This window comes from Corynebacterium lipophilum, from assembly GCF_024102595.1.
Classification (GTDB): Bacteria; Actinomycetota; Actinomycetes; order Mycobacteriales; family Mycobacteriaceae; genus Corynebacterium; species Corynebacterium pseudogenitalium.
Genome location: NZ_JAEUWV010000003.1, coordinates 83,207 through 96,133 on the forward strand (window position 1 = coordinate 83,207; position 12,927 = coordinate 96,133).

The window sequence follows — 12,927 nt, forward strand, 5'->3', positions numbered from 1 at the left end:
AACACTCAGTCCTTTCCTTGGGCCGCTCGAATCGCGGCTGCGATCTCGTGGTCGCGCTCGGGTGGCACGCAGCGCAAGTCAATCAACAACTCATTCTCGTGGACACGTCCGAGCACAACCGGGGTACCTGCCCGTAGCGGGGCTGCCAACGACTGATCAAGCGCAACAGCCCAACCGGGCAGTGGGAAGCCCGGCGCGCCGCCTCCTCCAACGCGGCCGTCGTGCGGAACCACACTGCCTCCAACCTCCGCTGCAATCGCTACTGCGCGGGCTTTGAGCTGGTCGGAGTTTGCGTGTAGGTAGTCGTGGACTGGTGTGCTGGCGATGTTCAGGCTTGCCTCCAGCGCCGCGAGGCGCAGCTTGTCGATGCGCACTGCGCGCGCCAGCGGGTGCCGCTTCAGCTTCGCAATGGCGTTCTTCGTTCCGACCATAACGCCTGCCTGCGGCCCACCAAGTAGTTTGTCGCCGGAAAACAGCACCACGTCCGCGCCATCGCCCAAAGCTGTGGTGGCATCTGGCTCGTCCGGCAGCAGCGGATCAGGGTGAAGCAGGCCCGAGCCGATGTCAGCGATCAGGGCGCAGCCGCGGGGCCGGACAAGCTCGCGAAGCTGCGCGATAGTGGTCTCCGCGGTAAACCCGTGCACCCTGTAGTTCGAGGGATGCACCTTCAGCACCGCTCCCGCGTTGTCGAGCGCCCGCTCATAGTCGAAAGGATGCGTACGGTTTGTCGCGCCGACTTCAACCAAAGACACTCGCGCGCTCTCAATGAGCTCAGGCAGGCGGAACCCCGCCCCAATCTCGATAAGTTCGCCGCGAGAGATAACGACGTCACGCCCCTCGGCGAACGTAGCCACGGCAAGGAGTAACGCTGCTGCGCCATTATTTACTACCAGCGCGTCCTCCGCCGCTGGACATGCAGCCAGGATTGCATCCGTGGCCGCCCTGCCTCTATCGCGGGATCGAACGCCTGCTGCGAGGTCCATCTCTACATCCACATATTGCGCAGCATCCACCATCGCGTCTATTGCCTGCGGGGCAAGCGGTGCTCTGCCGATGTTGGTGTGCACAACCACGCCTGTTGCGTTGAGGACTGGCGTCAGGGACCCGGGGTGGCGTCGACAAGCGTGGAGAAACTCCGGGGTGACCTCTTCAGGGGTGATCTCGCCGTCGCGGGCGCGCTGCTGCAACTTCCCTGCGAGCGCCTTAAGCGCGTGTGGCGCCAACGCGGTGTGCTCCTGCGCTGCAAGCGCAAGCAGTGCGTCTGTGCGAGGGATTCGACGGCGAGGATCATTCATGTGCTTCCCCTTACAACAACACAACGTTTTGGCGGAGACGGACAGGAATCGAACCTGCCAGGCCGAGATGCTCGACCTCACCAGTTTTGAAGACTGGGGTGGCCACCAGGACACGTACGCCTCCGAAAAGCAACGCTACCATGTGGGTATGACTGCTGATAATTCTAAGATTCGTTTGACCCAGTACGCATCCGGTGGCGGGTGTGCGTGCAAGATTCCACCCGGTGAGCTCGAAGAAGCCGTCCAGGGACTGGTTGGATTCGCTGACCCGAACGTGATCGTTGGCCTCGACGACGGCGACGACGCCTCCGCGATTCACGTCCGCGACGACCTCGCCGTCATCTCCACAGCCGACTTCTTCACCCCGGTCTGCGATGACGCCTACACCTGGGGCAAGATCGCGGCCGTCAACGCGCTCTCAGACGTCTACGCGATGGGCGGCACCCCAATCACCGCCATCAACCTGCTCGCCTGGCCACGGGATGTCCTCCCCTCAGAGCTCATCCGCGACGTACTGCACGGTGGCATGGACGCCGCCACCGCAGCCGGCATCAGCGTGACCGGCGGGCACTCGATCACCGCACCCGAGCCGATCTACGGCATGGCTGCCACCGGCATCGTGGACCCGGCCAAGCTCATGCGCAACGACGCCGCAGAGGCCGGCCTGCCCATCACCTTGACCAAGCCGATCGGCTCTGGCCTACTGAACAACCGCCACAAGGCAACCGGCGATGTCTTCCCGCAGGCCATCGAAGTAATGACCACGCTGAACAAGGAAGCCTCCGAAAAGGCAGTCGCCGCCGGTGTGAAAGCCGCTACCGACGTCACTGGTTTCGGCCTCCTCGGCCACTTGTTCAAGATGGCACGCGCTTCCGGGATCGACGCCGTCATCGACCACACGAAGGTCCCATTTATCGACGGCGCCCGTGAAACGCTCGAGGCCGGCTACATCCCTGGCGGCTCGAAGCGCAACCTTGACTGGGTACGCCCCAACGTCGACTCCGATCTGGACGGCGACGAGTTGCTGCTCCTTGCGGACGCCCAGACTTCCGGCGGGCTGCTCGTCATCGGCGAGATCCCCGGCTACCCCGTCATCGGCGAAACTGTCGCAGGCACCGGCCGCGTTCAGGTGAAGTAGCCGAAATACCAAACTAGAAATACAACACTGCCCCTCCAACACGGTGTGTGAGAGGGGCAGTGTTGTGTGTTAGCTCCAGTCGCAGCTAGGCGGTAGTGATGCCGTCATCAACCTTGCCCGCTTCACGGCGCTTGCGCAGGCGCTCCCGCTGCGGTTCAACGACGTACTTCGGGTCCTCGGTGGACTGCTTACCGGCCTCGAGCACCGCGAAACGAGTCAGGCAGGAACCCGCCATCAACGCGACACCCGAAATACCTGCGAGTACTCGACTCTTTTTACTGAACAGCGCGCCAACGCCACCAACCGCGAGGCAAACCTCGGAAGCCTTGAAAAGCTTGCCTGCCTTGCCCGTGGAAAACGCTTCCTTAGAGACGTCGTCCAGTTGGCTCGTCATGTAGGACGTCGCTGCTACATCGGCGGCTGCGCCCACGACACCGAGTGCTCGCGGCACAGCAGCATTCTCCGTCGAAGTGGTGAGCAAGCCCATGCCACCCGTCGCTGCGGTCGCAGATGATACGAACACGAACGGTAGGTTCTTGCCCGCCTCCTGCCATGCAGGCACCGACGTGTTGCCGATCAGCACCGCGGTGTACGCCGCGAGCGGCGAGGCAAGCACACCGCCAGCAATACCAGCCGGGGTCGCTGCGAACTCAATAAACGAGCGCAGCGGGCTTGGCAGCGGCAGCTTCTTGCCAGTCAGCTCGTCGAGCTCCGGAAGCATAGCAAGCCCCTGCAGCGCGGAGAACGAACCCAGCAACCAAGAGCCAACGCTCATCGGGGACGACAGCTTGAACACGCGGAACATGTTCAGCAAGCGCTCCGGGCGACCAAGGTCGAGCACCAGGCAACCGGAGCCCACCGCGGCGGCAGCCATCGAACTAATCCGCATGTTGCGACGCAGCTCCTTGTTGCCTGTCGCGTCAGCTCCCACGGCCAACAAGGAGGAGCCTCCGGCGAGGCCGCCGAGGAAGAAGTAGACACCAATCGGCCACTCCCACGGCGGGAACTTCACAATCGGCTTACCGTAGTAGGAGTCAAAGTGCTCAAAGCTTGCCTCCGGCACCATTAGCTCCTCGCCACGACGCTTCTTCGGGCCACGTGGGCGCTCGCCTTCCGCTTGATCACGTCGCCGCGGACGACGCGGCTCCTGCGGTGGACGGTAGCTATCAAACTCAGCCATTTACTTCCTACCTCCGATCAGGACCGCGGCTGCAATAGTGCCAACCATTCCGGCTGCGGCAATGACGCCGCGCTTCGCCAGCTCCGGCAAGTTCGCCGTTGGAACCACTGGGTCTGGCGGAAGCCCGTAGACCTCTGGCGCATCCAGCAGCAGGAAGATTGAGCCTGTACCGCCTACACCGTCGTTCTGGTTTGCGCCATACAGGCGAGCTTCCGTCATGCCCTGCGCGTGCAGTTCCTTCACGCGCGCCTTCGCAAGCGCGAGCATTTCGTCGTACGTGCCGTACTTGATCGACGTCGTCGGGCAGGTTTTGGCACATGCTGGCTGCTCGCCGACCTGAAGGCGGTCGAAGCACATGGTGCACTTCTGGGCCACCCCGATGTTCTTAATCGGCGCGCTCTCACCAGGTGTGAAGTCCTCGCCCTTGCCGGAACGCTCGTTGCGCTTGCGAACGCCACCATCGCTACGACGCTCAATGACGCCGAACGGGCAGCCAGCAACGCAGGTACCGCAGCCATTGCAGACGTCATCCTGTACGACGACGGTGCCGTGCTCGGTGCGGAACAACGCACCCGTCGGGCACACGTCCAAGCAACCAGCGTTCGTGCAGTGCTTGCACACGTCGGAGGACATCAGCCAGCGGAAATCCGGTGTATCCGGCAATACCGCGCGGGTGGAAGCCTCTTCGGCAGGCTTGACGCTCGGCATTCCAAGCCCGACGAGCTTTGCACCCTCTTCACGAGCCTGCAGAATCCGGTCCTCGCCTTGCTCAATGAACGCCACGTGGCGCCACGTGTCCGCGTTCAGCGAACCGGTGTTGTCGTAGGAGTTACCAGACAACTTGTAGCCGTCCTGCGGGTTTCGGTTCCATTCTTTACATGCAACCTCACACGCCTTGCAGCCAATACAAATCGACGTATCCGTGAAGAAAGCCTTACGAGCTTCCTTCTCGTACCCGATGTTGGCTGGGGATTCGGTGATCTGATTCTTCGTTTTCATCGTCAAAACCTATCCTTCCCCGTTCGCCATATTCTTCTTCGTCGAGTCGTACTTCGCCGCCTCTGTGTCACCGAGCTGCTCACCAACGATGACGTCTTTCGACTCGTCGGTCAGCTTGGTACCGGTGTCCTCCGTCAGGCGCGCACGGCGCTGGTACTCACGCACCAGCTTCATGCGGTCCTCGCCGCGCGGGCGTCGGCCCGGCCGGATATCAACCGCGGAAACCTTCGACGCCTGGATGTTGACGTTCGGGTCCAGCATGATGCCCAAAAGGTCGTTCGGTCCATCGCCTTCGACCTCGGCGTAGGAACCTGCGCCGAAGTGATACGGCATACCGATCTGTTGGAACTCATGACCGTCGATGACCAGGGTCTTCATGCGCTCCGTGACCAGCACTCGCGCCTCGATGGCGTTGCGCGGCGAGATGATCGTCGCCCAGTCACCATTCTTGAGCCCGACCGCTTCGGCCAGCTTATGCGAGACCTCACAGAACAGCTCCGGCTGCAACTCCGCCAAGAACGGCAAGCTTCTCGTCATCGAACCAGAGGTGTACGCCTCCGTCAGACGGTAAGTGTTCAGCATGTACGGGTACACGCCAACACCCGGCTCGCCAAAGTTCGGCGCCGAGAGGTTGTCCTCCCCACGCATCACAATTCGCGACGGCGACTGCTGCTGCTTGTACAGCGGGTTCGCAAACGGGGACTCCTGTGGTTCGTAGTGCGTCGGCATCGGGCCGTCAACCATTCCGGTTGGCGCGAACAGCCAGGCCTTGCCGTCCGCCTGCATGATGAACGCATCGTCGCCTGCAAGCGCTGCAGGACCGACCGCGTCGCGCTCCGGCTTGAAACCAGGAGCACGGTTGACCGGGAAGTCCACAACATCGTCGGACTCCCACAGCTCCTTGTCCTCGTTCCACCAGACCAGCTTCTTGCGCTCCGACCATGGCTTGCCATCCGGATCCGCAGAAGCACGGTTGTAGAGCACGCGGCGGTTCATCGGCCATGCCCAGCCCCACTCCAACGCCATCGCGTTCTGCTCCTGGCCTGGGCGCTTGTTCGCCGAACGGTTGACGTCGTCAGCGTACACACCACAGTAAATCCAGCAACCAGAGGAGGTTGAGCCGTCAGCCTTGAGATCCGCAAACTTGTCTACAAGCTGTCCCTTGCGAGGACCGTCGAGATAGTAGCCGTTGATCTCCTTCAGCACCGACTCCGGCAGAATCTCACCGTGCTCATCGCACTCGTAGTCCCAGGTGATCTTCTGCAACGGCACGTCGCGCGGGTCGGTCGAGTCCTTGACTCGCTCCTTCAAGCGAAGTCCCAAGTCGTAGAAGAACTCGAGGTCACTCTCGGCATCGCCCGGCGCATCCTTGGCCTTGTAGCGCCACTGCAGCACGCGCGAGGTCTGGGTAAACGTACCTGCCTTCTCAACGTGGTTCGCAGCTGGGAAGAGGAACACCTCAGTGTCGATCTCCTCCGGCGAAATCTCACCGGACTGCACCTCTGGAGAGTCCTTCCAGAACGTTGCCGTTTCGATTTCAGAGAAATCACGTACGACGAGCCACTTCAGCTTGGTCAGCGCCATGCGCTGAATGCGACCGTTCGACTGCGCAACCGCAGGGTTCTGGCCGAAGACGAAGTAGCCGTCGACAAGCCCCTGGTTCATCAGCTGCAGCGTGTGGTACGTCGAGTGCGCACCAGTCAACCTTGGCATGAGGTCCATGCCCCAGTTGTTCTCCTCGGTTGCGGCGTCACCCCAGTAGGCCTTCATCAACGACACAGCGAAGGTGTCGCCGGTCTGCCAGAAGCCCTTCTGATCACGCTTCGACACTGCTGCCAAGTACTCGTCCCACGTCTGGTGCGTGGACTGCGGCATCGGCAGGTAGCCAGGCAGGATGTGGAACAGCGTCGGCACGTCCGTGGAGCCCTGAATCGATGCGTGGCCACGCAGCGCCATGATGCCCGAACCCGGACGGCCGATGTTGCCCATCAGCGTCTGCAGGATCGCACACGTACGGATGAACTGTGCGCCCAACGTGTGCTGAGTCCAGCCAAGCGCGTACGCGAAGCAGGTGGTGCGATCGCGGCCAGAGTTCTCCGCAATCGAGTTCGCGAGGAAGTAGAAGTCCTCCTCGGAAATACCACACGACTCAGCAACAACCTGCGGGGTGTAGCGGGAGTAGTGGCGCTTCAAAATCTGGAAGACTGTTCGCGGATCCTGAAGGGTTTCATCCTTCTCAACGTCCCACGAAGTCTGCGCATCCCACTTCTTACGCGTCTGCCACGAATCGTTGGAGTAGCCACCCGTTTCAGGGTCGTATCCAGAGAACAGACCCTCAAGGTCCTCCGTATCCTGGAAGTCTTCACTGATCAACGTCGAAGCGTTGGTGAATGCCTTGACGTACTCCTCGAAGTACAGGTTGTTTTCCAGCACGTAGTTGATGACAGCACCCAACAGAATAATGTCGGTACCACCACGAATCGGGATGTGCTTATGCGCCATCGCCGACGTACGCGTGAATCGAGGGTCAACGTGGATGATTCGTGCACCACGCGCCTTCGCCTCCATGACCCACTGGAACCCAACTGGGTGCGCTTCGGCCATGTTTGACCCTTGGATGACAATGCAGTCCGCATTCGCCATGTCCTGCAGTGGCTGGGTCGCTCCACCGCGTCCAAACGAGGATCCCAAACTGGGAACCGTGGAAGAGTGTCATATACGAGCTTGGTTTTCTACCTGCACCGCGCCCGCTGCAGTCCACAGCTTCTTGATCAGGTAGTTTTCCTCGTTATCCATCGCGGCGCCGCCCAGGCCTGCGATGCCCATGGTTCGACGCACAGGGCGCCCCTTGTCGTCGAAGTCCTGCCAGCCGTTTTCACGGGCTTCGAGGAACCTGTCGACGACCATTTCCATGGCGGTTTCGCGGTCAAGCTTGACCCATTCCTTGGAGCGCGGTGCTCGGTACAGAATGTTGGTCACGCGGTTTTCCGCGTTGACGAGCTGCTCGGAAGCTGCACCCTTCGGGCACAGGCGTCCGCGTGAGTGCGGAGAATCCGGGTCGCCTTCAATTTGAATGACCTTATTGTCTTTTACATATACGCGCTGGCCACAGCCAACAGCGCAGTACGGACACACGCTCTTGACAACGCGGTCCGCTTCTACAATGCGGCCTTCCATTTCTTGGCTGCGCGCAGATTCGGTATTTTCGCCTCGGGCGAAGGCGTCACCACCGCGTATCTGGCGCACAACCGGCCAATTTAAGGGACTAAAACGAGACATACCGGCAAGGATAGCCCATTTTGCGAAGGTTCCCCATCGACATACCCCCAGGTCATTGATTAGGATACCCTTACTTTTGATGCATTTTTGCCTCGCAGGCGTAAAATAGCGCCGTAACATCAGTTTTCAACTACACCTTCAAAGGAGCTTGACTATGGACAAGAAATTGCAAGATGCAATGAACGAGCAGGTCACTGCGGAATACGAGGCGGCATTACTGTACCGCCAGCTCGCATACACGATGGAGGCACAGTCTTTCCCGGGCTTCGCCTCTTGGTTTGCAGAGCAGGCGCAGGAAGAGTGCGACCACGCGGAGAAGTTCGCAACGCACCTGATCGACCGCGGCCACGACGTCACCTTGCACACTGTCGCACTCGACGCCCCATCGATCGATTCCCCGCTCGCAGCGTTCAAGGCAGCGCTGGAGCACGAGCGCAAGGTCTCCGCGATGATTCGCAACATCGCCGGCATCGCCGATGAGGTCAAGGACTTTGACTCGCGCTCACTTATCACCTGGTTCCTCGACGAGCAGATCAGCGAAGAGGCAACGGTTTCCGAGATTGTTGACCAGCTGACACTTGTCGGCAATGATGGTTCTGGACTGCTGCGCCTGGACTCGGGTCTTGGTCAGCGTAACGATTCTTCGAACTAACCCAATATTCGCCCAATAATTATCGACGTCCACTTCCCCACAGCCTGCTGCGGTGAAAGGGGACGTCGAATATTTTGCCTCACGACGTTTCATCCCAGGAGCCCCATGCCTTTGCCGCCTTTGACCCGAATTATCGCCTGTGCCACTACTCTTGCTCTTGCTGCGACGGGGATTTCGGTTCCCTGCGCGCAGGCGCAAACCAACTCGATTTTGCCCGCGTGGCCTACTGTTCGTCCTAATGGACCCGAAGACCTTCCATCGAAGCCAAAGCAAAAACCGATGAAGATGCCAGATGGCACCGTCGTCCAAATCATGGGTGATGTGCTCGGCCCGTGGGCCGCGCACGTCGGTATCGGGGCTGGCGATCTAGGTACGATGACCCCGCTCAACGGTGATGAGTTCGCGATGATCTTCGGCGACTCATTCCGCGGCAAAAAGTTTGGGGAAGGCGACTGGATCAGCCCCATTGGCGTGGTTGCACGAATGAATAACGGACAGATCGAAATCCTTCGCCCGCTCAAGGGGCACCGTGACGCATACGGCCTGATCAACTACTACCGGAAAGAAGGCGACAACCTGACCCTCATCCCGTCCGACGTGATCAACATCAACGGAACGCTGTACATGCAGGGCATGTGGAACCGTGGCATCGGCAATGTGCTCGAGACACAGACATGGAAGTCCACCGATGAAGGGAAAACGTGGAAGAGCATTGGGCGCACTCCCAACCATTACCTCAATGGACTTGGCCAGCTCATTTCCTGGGAAAAGGGCCCGGACGGCTACATCTATGCAGTGATGTCGGGCTTCCAGCGCAAACACGACGTGTACCTGGCTCGCTTTACCGAGGACCAGATCGGCGACCAGCCAAGTTGGGAACTGTTTAATCCGAACACCGGCGAGTGGGGCAACGAAGCTGGCGCGATCCTGCACGGTAACAAGATCAAGGCCGGCGAGATGAACCTGCGCTTCATCGACAACCACTGGGTGTTCGTGATGTTCAACGAGGCCACGCTCGCCGTCGAGGTCCGCATTTCGGATACGCTGCCACAAAGCTGGAACGACGTGCCTGTCGCGACAATCGCCAAGAATGGCTACTGGGACTTTCAGCAGACGCCGATGAATTTCTCCCAACCTTACGGTGGGTACATCGTACCGGGTTCCACGATCGCGAACCTCGACGTCGTCATTTCGCAGTGGAACACGAACACCAACGAGCGCTACATGTCGACGCAGTTCAACGTCAAGGGCCTGGACACGTTCTTCGGTATTGACCCTGAATCGATGCGCCCGCACGACCAAAACGATGTCGACGTCAACGTCACACCAAACCCACCGCAGACCGACGACATGGACGCCGAAGATAACCTGATGTCCTCGGAGGGCAGTTCCAAGACGAAGGCGGCGCTCATCACGGTTGGTGTGCTCGCCGGGCTGGGCCTTATCGGTGCGGTGGCATGGCCCACCATCCGCGAGTACCTACCACCGCAGTTACAGCAGCTTGTGGGTTAGCGCAGTTCTTCCTTGACGTAATCCTCGACGTTTTCCATGAATGTTTTCGGCGGTGCAAAGAAGTTGCAGCCCGTCAGCGCAGTCGAAAAGTCTAGGATTCTGTCATAGTTGCCAACTGGTTCGCCGATGAACATGCGGCGTAGCATCCGCTCGGTGATGGCGACGTCCTTCGCGTAGCTCATGAAGAACGTGCCCTGCTGGCCGGCTGCGTCACCGAAGGTGAGGTTGTTGCGGACGATCTCGAGCGATTCTCCATCCTCGTCCTCGATGGAGTTCACCGCGACGTGGCTATTGGCAGGCTTCGCGTCGTCGTCAAACTCGATGTCCTCGTGCTTCGTGCGGCCGATGACGCGCTCCTGTTCCTCGACGGGGAGATCGTCCCAGGAATTCAGGTCATGAACGTACTTCTGCAGGACGATATGGCTGCCACCCGCCCACTTTCCTTCGCGGATAATCGCCGTTGCGATGCCGTCTTGGCCGCGCGGGGACTCAGTGCCGTCGACAAACCCGAGAGGGTCGCGGAAGTCCTGGTACTGGAAAGCGTGCGTCTCGTCAAAGTCTTCGATGGCGTCACCGAGCTGTTTCGTGATGCGGCGAGCAAGCTCGAATGCGACGTCATATTCGTCGGCACGGATGTGGAAGAACAGGTCGCCTGGTGTCGACGGCGCGTGGTGCTTCTCTCCTTGCAGTTCAACGAACTCGTGGAGGCCCTCAGGCTTTTCCACGGTGAAGAGGCGATCCCACATCTTGGCACCGATGCCGAGCACTGCGCTCAAGTGAGCCTCGGGCCAGCGGAAGCCGACGCCGTTGACGAGCCCCGCGAGGCCACCGATGATGTCCACCACCTCCCCCTCATGACCCGGCGCGATGGTCAACGTCAAAAAGATTGCGTCTTTTGACTGCGGGAGGATGACGTTCTGGGAGACTTCTGTCGAATGTATGTCGCTCATAGGTGCCATCATATGCCCCTATGCTCTTTCGCCACTGGCGACCACCCGGTAGAGTCAGTGCGATGGAGACTTCCCGCAGCACAGGGCCTTGGGCGGCGTTGTGGTCGATGATGGTCGGGTTTTTCGTGATTCTGGTGGACTCGACGATCGTTGCCGTCGCTATTCCTGCGATTTCCACCGCGTTTGACGCCACCTACAGCCAGATTATCTGGGTGAACAGTTCGTACTTGCTGGCGTACGCGGTGCCGCTGCTGATTACGGGGCGGCTAGGAGACAGGATCGGACCGCGGACCGTGTACCTGTGTGGCTTGAGCCTGTTCACGGTCGCCTCGCTGGCGTGCGGTTTGGCGACCTCGATCGAGGCACTGATTCTTGCCCGGGCTGTGCAGGGCTTTGGCGGTGCCCTAGTGACACCGCAGACGATGTCGGTGATGCTGCGCACGTTCGCACCGCAGCAGCGGGGTGGCGCCATGGGCGTCTGGGGCGCAACGGCAGGGGTAGCGACAATCGTTGGGCCGCTGCTCGGCGGTCTCCTCGTGGACGCCTGGGGCTGGGCGTGGATCTTCATCATCAACGTCCCGGTGGGCATTGTTGGCATCGCATTGGCGTGGGTCTTCGTGCCGAGGCTCGAGCAAAATGCACGGACGTTTGACTGGGTTGGCGTCGCTCTGTCGGCTTCGGGCATGTTCTGCCTGGTGTTCGGCATCCAGGAAGGACAGACATTTTCGTGGAGCTTCGCCATCGTTGCACTCATTTGCGCCGGCGCCGTGTTGCTGTCGCTCTTCGTATGGTGGCAAGCGAAAACCACCCGGGATCCATTGGTGCCGTTGGAGCTGTTTTCTGACCGAAACTTTTCCCTCGCCTGCGTAGCAATTTCTACGGTTGGGTTTGCAATCTCCACCTACGTCATTCCGTGGATGATCTACGTGCAAAACGTGCAACACTACTCGCCAACCCAAGCAGCGCTGCTCCTGCTTCCCGCGGGATTGATTTCTGGATGCTTCTCGCCTTGGGTCGGCAAGCTCACCAACACGCATCAGCCCAAGCCGTTCGCGATCGCAGGGCTCTCGCTCGTCGCGGTCGCGATTGGTGCCGCGGCCTTCATTACCGACCCGAGTGTCTCCCCAATGTGGTTACTCGCGGTCTCCGTGATCAACGGGTTTGGCAACTCCATGGTGTGGGGGCCATTGTCCATGATCGCGACGCGAAACCTCGATCCGCGCCTGGCAGGGGCGGGCTCCAGCGTATATAACACCGTGCGCCAACTTGGCGCGGTCATTGGCTCTGCAGGTATCGCGGCAATGATGTCGCAGCAGCTCACGCGCCAGCTCGGGCCGACGGCTGCCGACTTTTCCGGCGGCGGGAGCACCCAAGCGCTCCCCGACGTGCTTCACCAACCATTCGCGCAGGCGATGTCCACGTCTATGCTTCTGCCGTTGAGCCTCGTCATCGTTGGTGTACTGGTTTCCACCAGATTTGTGCGCACCCAGTCTTGGAACGATTAATCTTCCAGGGAAATCATGTACACAGGTGGCTCAATCTTGAAGTAGCCGAGGTGCTCCCAGAAAGCACGCCCTGCGTCATTTCCTTCCGCCACCATCAGGTGCACTGCGGGGGCCTTGCGCTCGCGCAGCCAGTCCACGCAGCCGTCGGAAAGCAGGCGTCCAACGCCGCCTCCCCGTGCGTTAGGACGCACACCGGTCATGTGGATCCACCCGCGGTGGCCGTCGAAACCTACGATGGTCGCGCCGTCGACGACACCTTGGGGCGACTCCGCTACGAGTACTGTGCTGCCGGGGCTTTCCATCGCAAGATCGAAGTCAGTCGGCGGGTCATTCCATTCCTGGGTAATGCCAGATTCGTCCCAAACATCCACGACCGCCTGGCGGTCCTCAGGGCGGGCTTCACGCAATGTGTACATA

General features: G+C 60.3%; 10 protein-coding genes and 1 tRNA gene. 4 read left to right on the plus strand and 7 right to left on the minus strand.

Annotation, left to right across the window (positions count from 1 at the left end; translation table 11 throughout):
• Positions 1 to 5: 5 nt before the first annotated feature.
• Both selA and JMN37_RS03770 read right to left on the minus strand, forming a co-directional pair.
• Positions 6 to 1,295 carry an L-seryl-tRNA(Sec) selenium transferase gene (gene selA / locus JMN37_RS03765; RefSeq protein WP_071573328.1) on the minus strand — a complete coding sequence of 430 codons (1,290 nt, stop codon included), beginning with the start codon at positions 1,293 to 1,295 and terminating at the stop codon, positions 6 to 8.
• Between the two features lie 29 nt (positions 1,296 to 1,324).
• Positions 1,325 to 1,419 (minus strand) — tRNA-Sec (locus JMN37_RS03770).
• Positions 1,420 to 1,443: 24 nt separating this feature from the next.
• Between JMN37_RS03770 and selD the strand changes: the two genes are divergently transcribed.
• On the plus strand, positions 1,444 to 2,433 hold the full coding sequence (gene selD, locus JMN37_RS03775) for a selenide, water dikinase SelD (protein WP_071573327.1): 990 nt from the start codon (positions 1,444 to 1,446) through the stop codon (positions 2,431 to 2,433).
• 85 nt (positions 2,434 to 2,518) lie between these two features.
• Here selD and nrfD read toward each other — a convergent pair whose 3' ends face one another.
• The 3 genes from nrfD to fdnG are packed head-to-tail and all read right to left on the minus strand — an operon-like array spanning position 2,519 to position 7,891.
• A complete protein-coding gene (gene nrfD, locus JMN37_RS03780; protein ID WP_070362713.1) occupies positions 2,519 to 3,613 on the minus strand; it encodes an NrfD/PsrC family molybdoenzyme membrane anchor subunit in 1,095 nt (364 codons plus the stop codon).
• Positions 3,614 to 4,612: a 4Fe-4S dicluster domain-containing protein gene (locus tag JMN37_RS03785; protein ID WP_070362714.1), complete on the minus strand. Its 999-nt coding sequence runs from the start codon at positions 4,610 to 4,612 to the stop codon at positions 3,614 to 3,616.
• 9 nt (positions 4,613 to 4,621) lie between these two features.
• Positions 4,622 to 7,891 (minus strand): formate dehydrogenase-N subunit alpha, encoded by a 3,270-nt coding sequence (gene fdnG / locus JMN37_RS03790; protein WP_252931073.1) that lies wholly within the window; start codon positions 7,889 to 7,891, stop codon positions 4,622 to 4,624.
• Between the two features lie 154 nt (positions 7,892 to 8,045).
• On the opposite strand from fdnG, the gene JMN37_RS03795 reads away from it, so the two are divergent.
• Together JMN37_RS03795 and JMN37_RS03800 are read left to right on the plus strand one after the other, a co-directional pair.
• Positions 8,046 to 8,543, plus strand: a complete 498-nt coding sequence (locus tag JMN37_RS03795; protein WP_252931075.1) for a ferritin — start codon at positions 8,046 to 8,048, stop codon at positions 8,541 to 8,543.
• A 279-nt stretch (positions 8,544 to 8,822) separates the two neighbouring features.
• Entirely contained in the window at positions 8,823 to 10,055 is a 1,233-nt protein-coding gene (locus JMN37_RS03800; RefSeq protein ID WP_252931076.1) for a DUF4185 domain-containing protein, read from the plus strand.
• Here the strand turns inward: JMN37_RS03800 and JMN37_RS03805 are convergent.
• Positions 10,052 to 11,005: a Dyp-type peroxidase gene (locus JMN37_RS03805; protein ID WP_252931077.1), complete on the minus strand. Its 954-nt coding sequence runs from the start codon at positions 11,003 to 11,005 to the stop codon at positions 10,052 to 10,054. The genes JMN37_RS03800 and JMN37_RS03805 overlap by 4 nt on opposite strands.
• 62 nt (positions 11,006 to 11,067) lie before the next feature.
• On the opposite strand from JMN37_RS03805, the gene JMN37_RS03810 reads away from it, so the two are divergent.
• Positions 11,068 to 12,510, plus strand: coding sequence for a DHA2 family efflux MFS transporter permease subunit (locus JMN37_RS03810; protein WP_252931078.1), 1,443 nt, complete (start codon positions 11,068 to 11,070; stop codon positions 12,508 to 12,510).
• Here the strand turns inward: JMN37_RS03810 and JMN37_RS03815 are convergent.
• Positions 12,507 to 12,926 carry a GNAT family N-acetyltransferase gene (locus JMN37_RS03815; RefSeq protein ID WP_070362721.1) on the minus strand — a complete coding sequence of 140 codons (420 nt, stop codon included), beginning with the start codon at positions 12,924 to 12,926 and terminating at the stop codon, positions 12,507 to 12,509. The genes JMN37_RS03810 and JMN37_RS03815 overlap by 4 nt on opposite strands.
• Position 12,927: the final 1 nt, after the last annotated feature.

Coding starts and splice junctions, on each gene's coding strand:
- JMN37_RS03800 (WP_252931076.1), top strand. CDS start 8,823: ATGAAGATGCCAGATGGCACCGTCGTCCAAATCATGGGTGATGTGCTC.
- JMN37_RS03795 (WP_252931075.1), top strand. CDS start 8,046: ATGGACAAGAAATTGCAAGATGCAATGAACGAGCAGGTCACTGCGGAA.
- JMN37_RS03810 (WP_252931078.1), top strand. CDS start 11,068: ATGGAGACTTCCCGCAGCACAGGGCCTTGGGCGGCGTTGTGGTCGATG.
- JMN37_RS03805 (WP_252931077.1), bottom strand. CDS start 11,005: ATGAGCGACATACATTCGACAGAAGTCTCCCAGAACGTCATCCTCCCG.
- JMN37_RS03785 (WP_070362714.1), bottom strand. CDS start 4,612: ATGAAAACGAAGAATCAGATCACCGAATCCCCAGCCAACATCGGGTAC.
- selA (WP_071573328.1), bottom strand. CDS start 1,295: ATGAATGATCCTCGCCGTCGAATCCCTCGCACAGACGCACTGCTTGCG.
- selD (WP_071573327.1), top strand. CDS start 1,444: ATGACTGCTGATAATTCTAAGATTCGTTTGACCCAGTACGCATCCGGT.
- nrfD (WP_070362713.1), bottom strand. CDS start 3,613: ATGGCTGAGTTTGATAGCTACCGTCCACCGCAGGAGCCGCGTCGTCCG.
- JMN37_RS03815 (WP_070362721.1), bottom strand. CDS start 12,926: ATGTACACATTGCGTGAAGCCCGCCCTGAGGACCGCCAGGCGGTCGTG.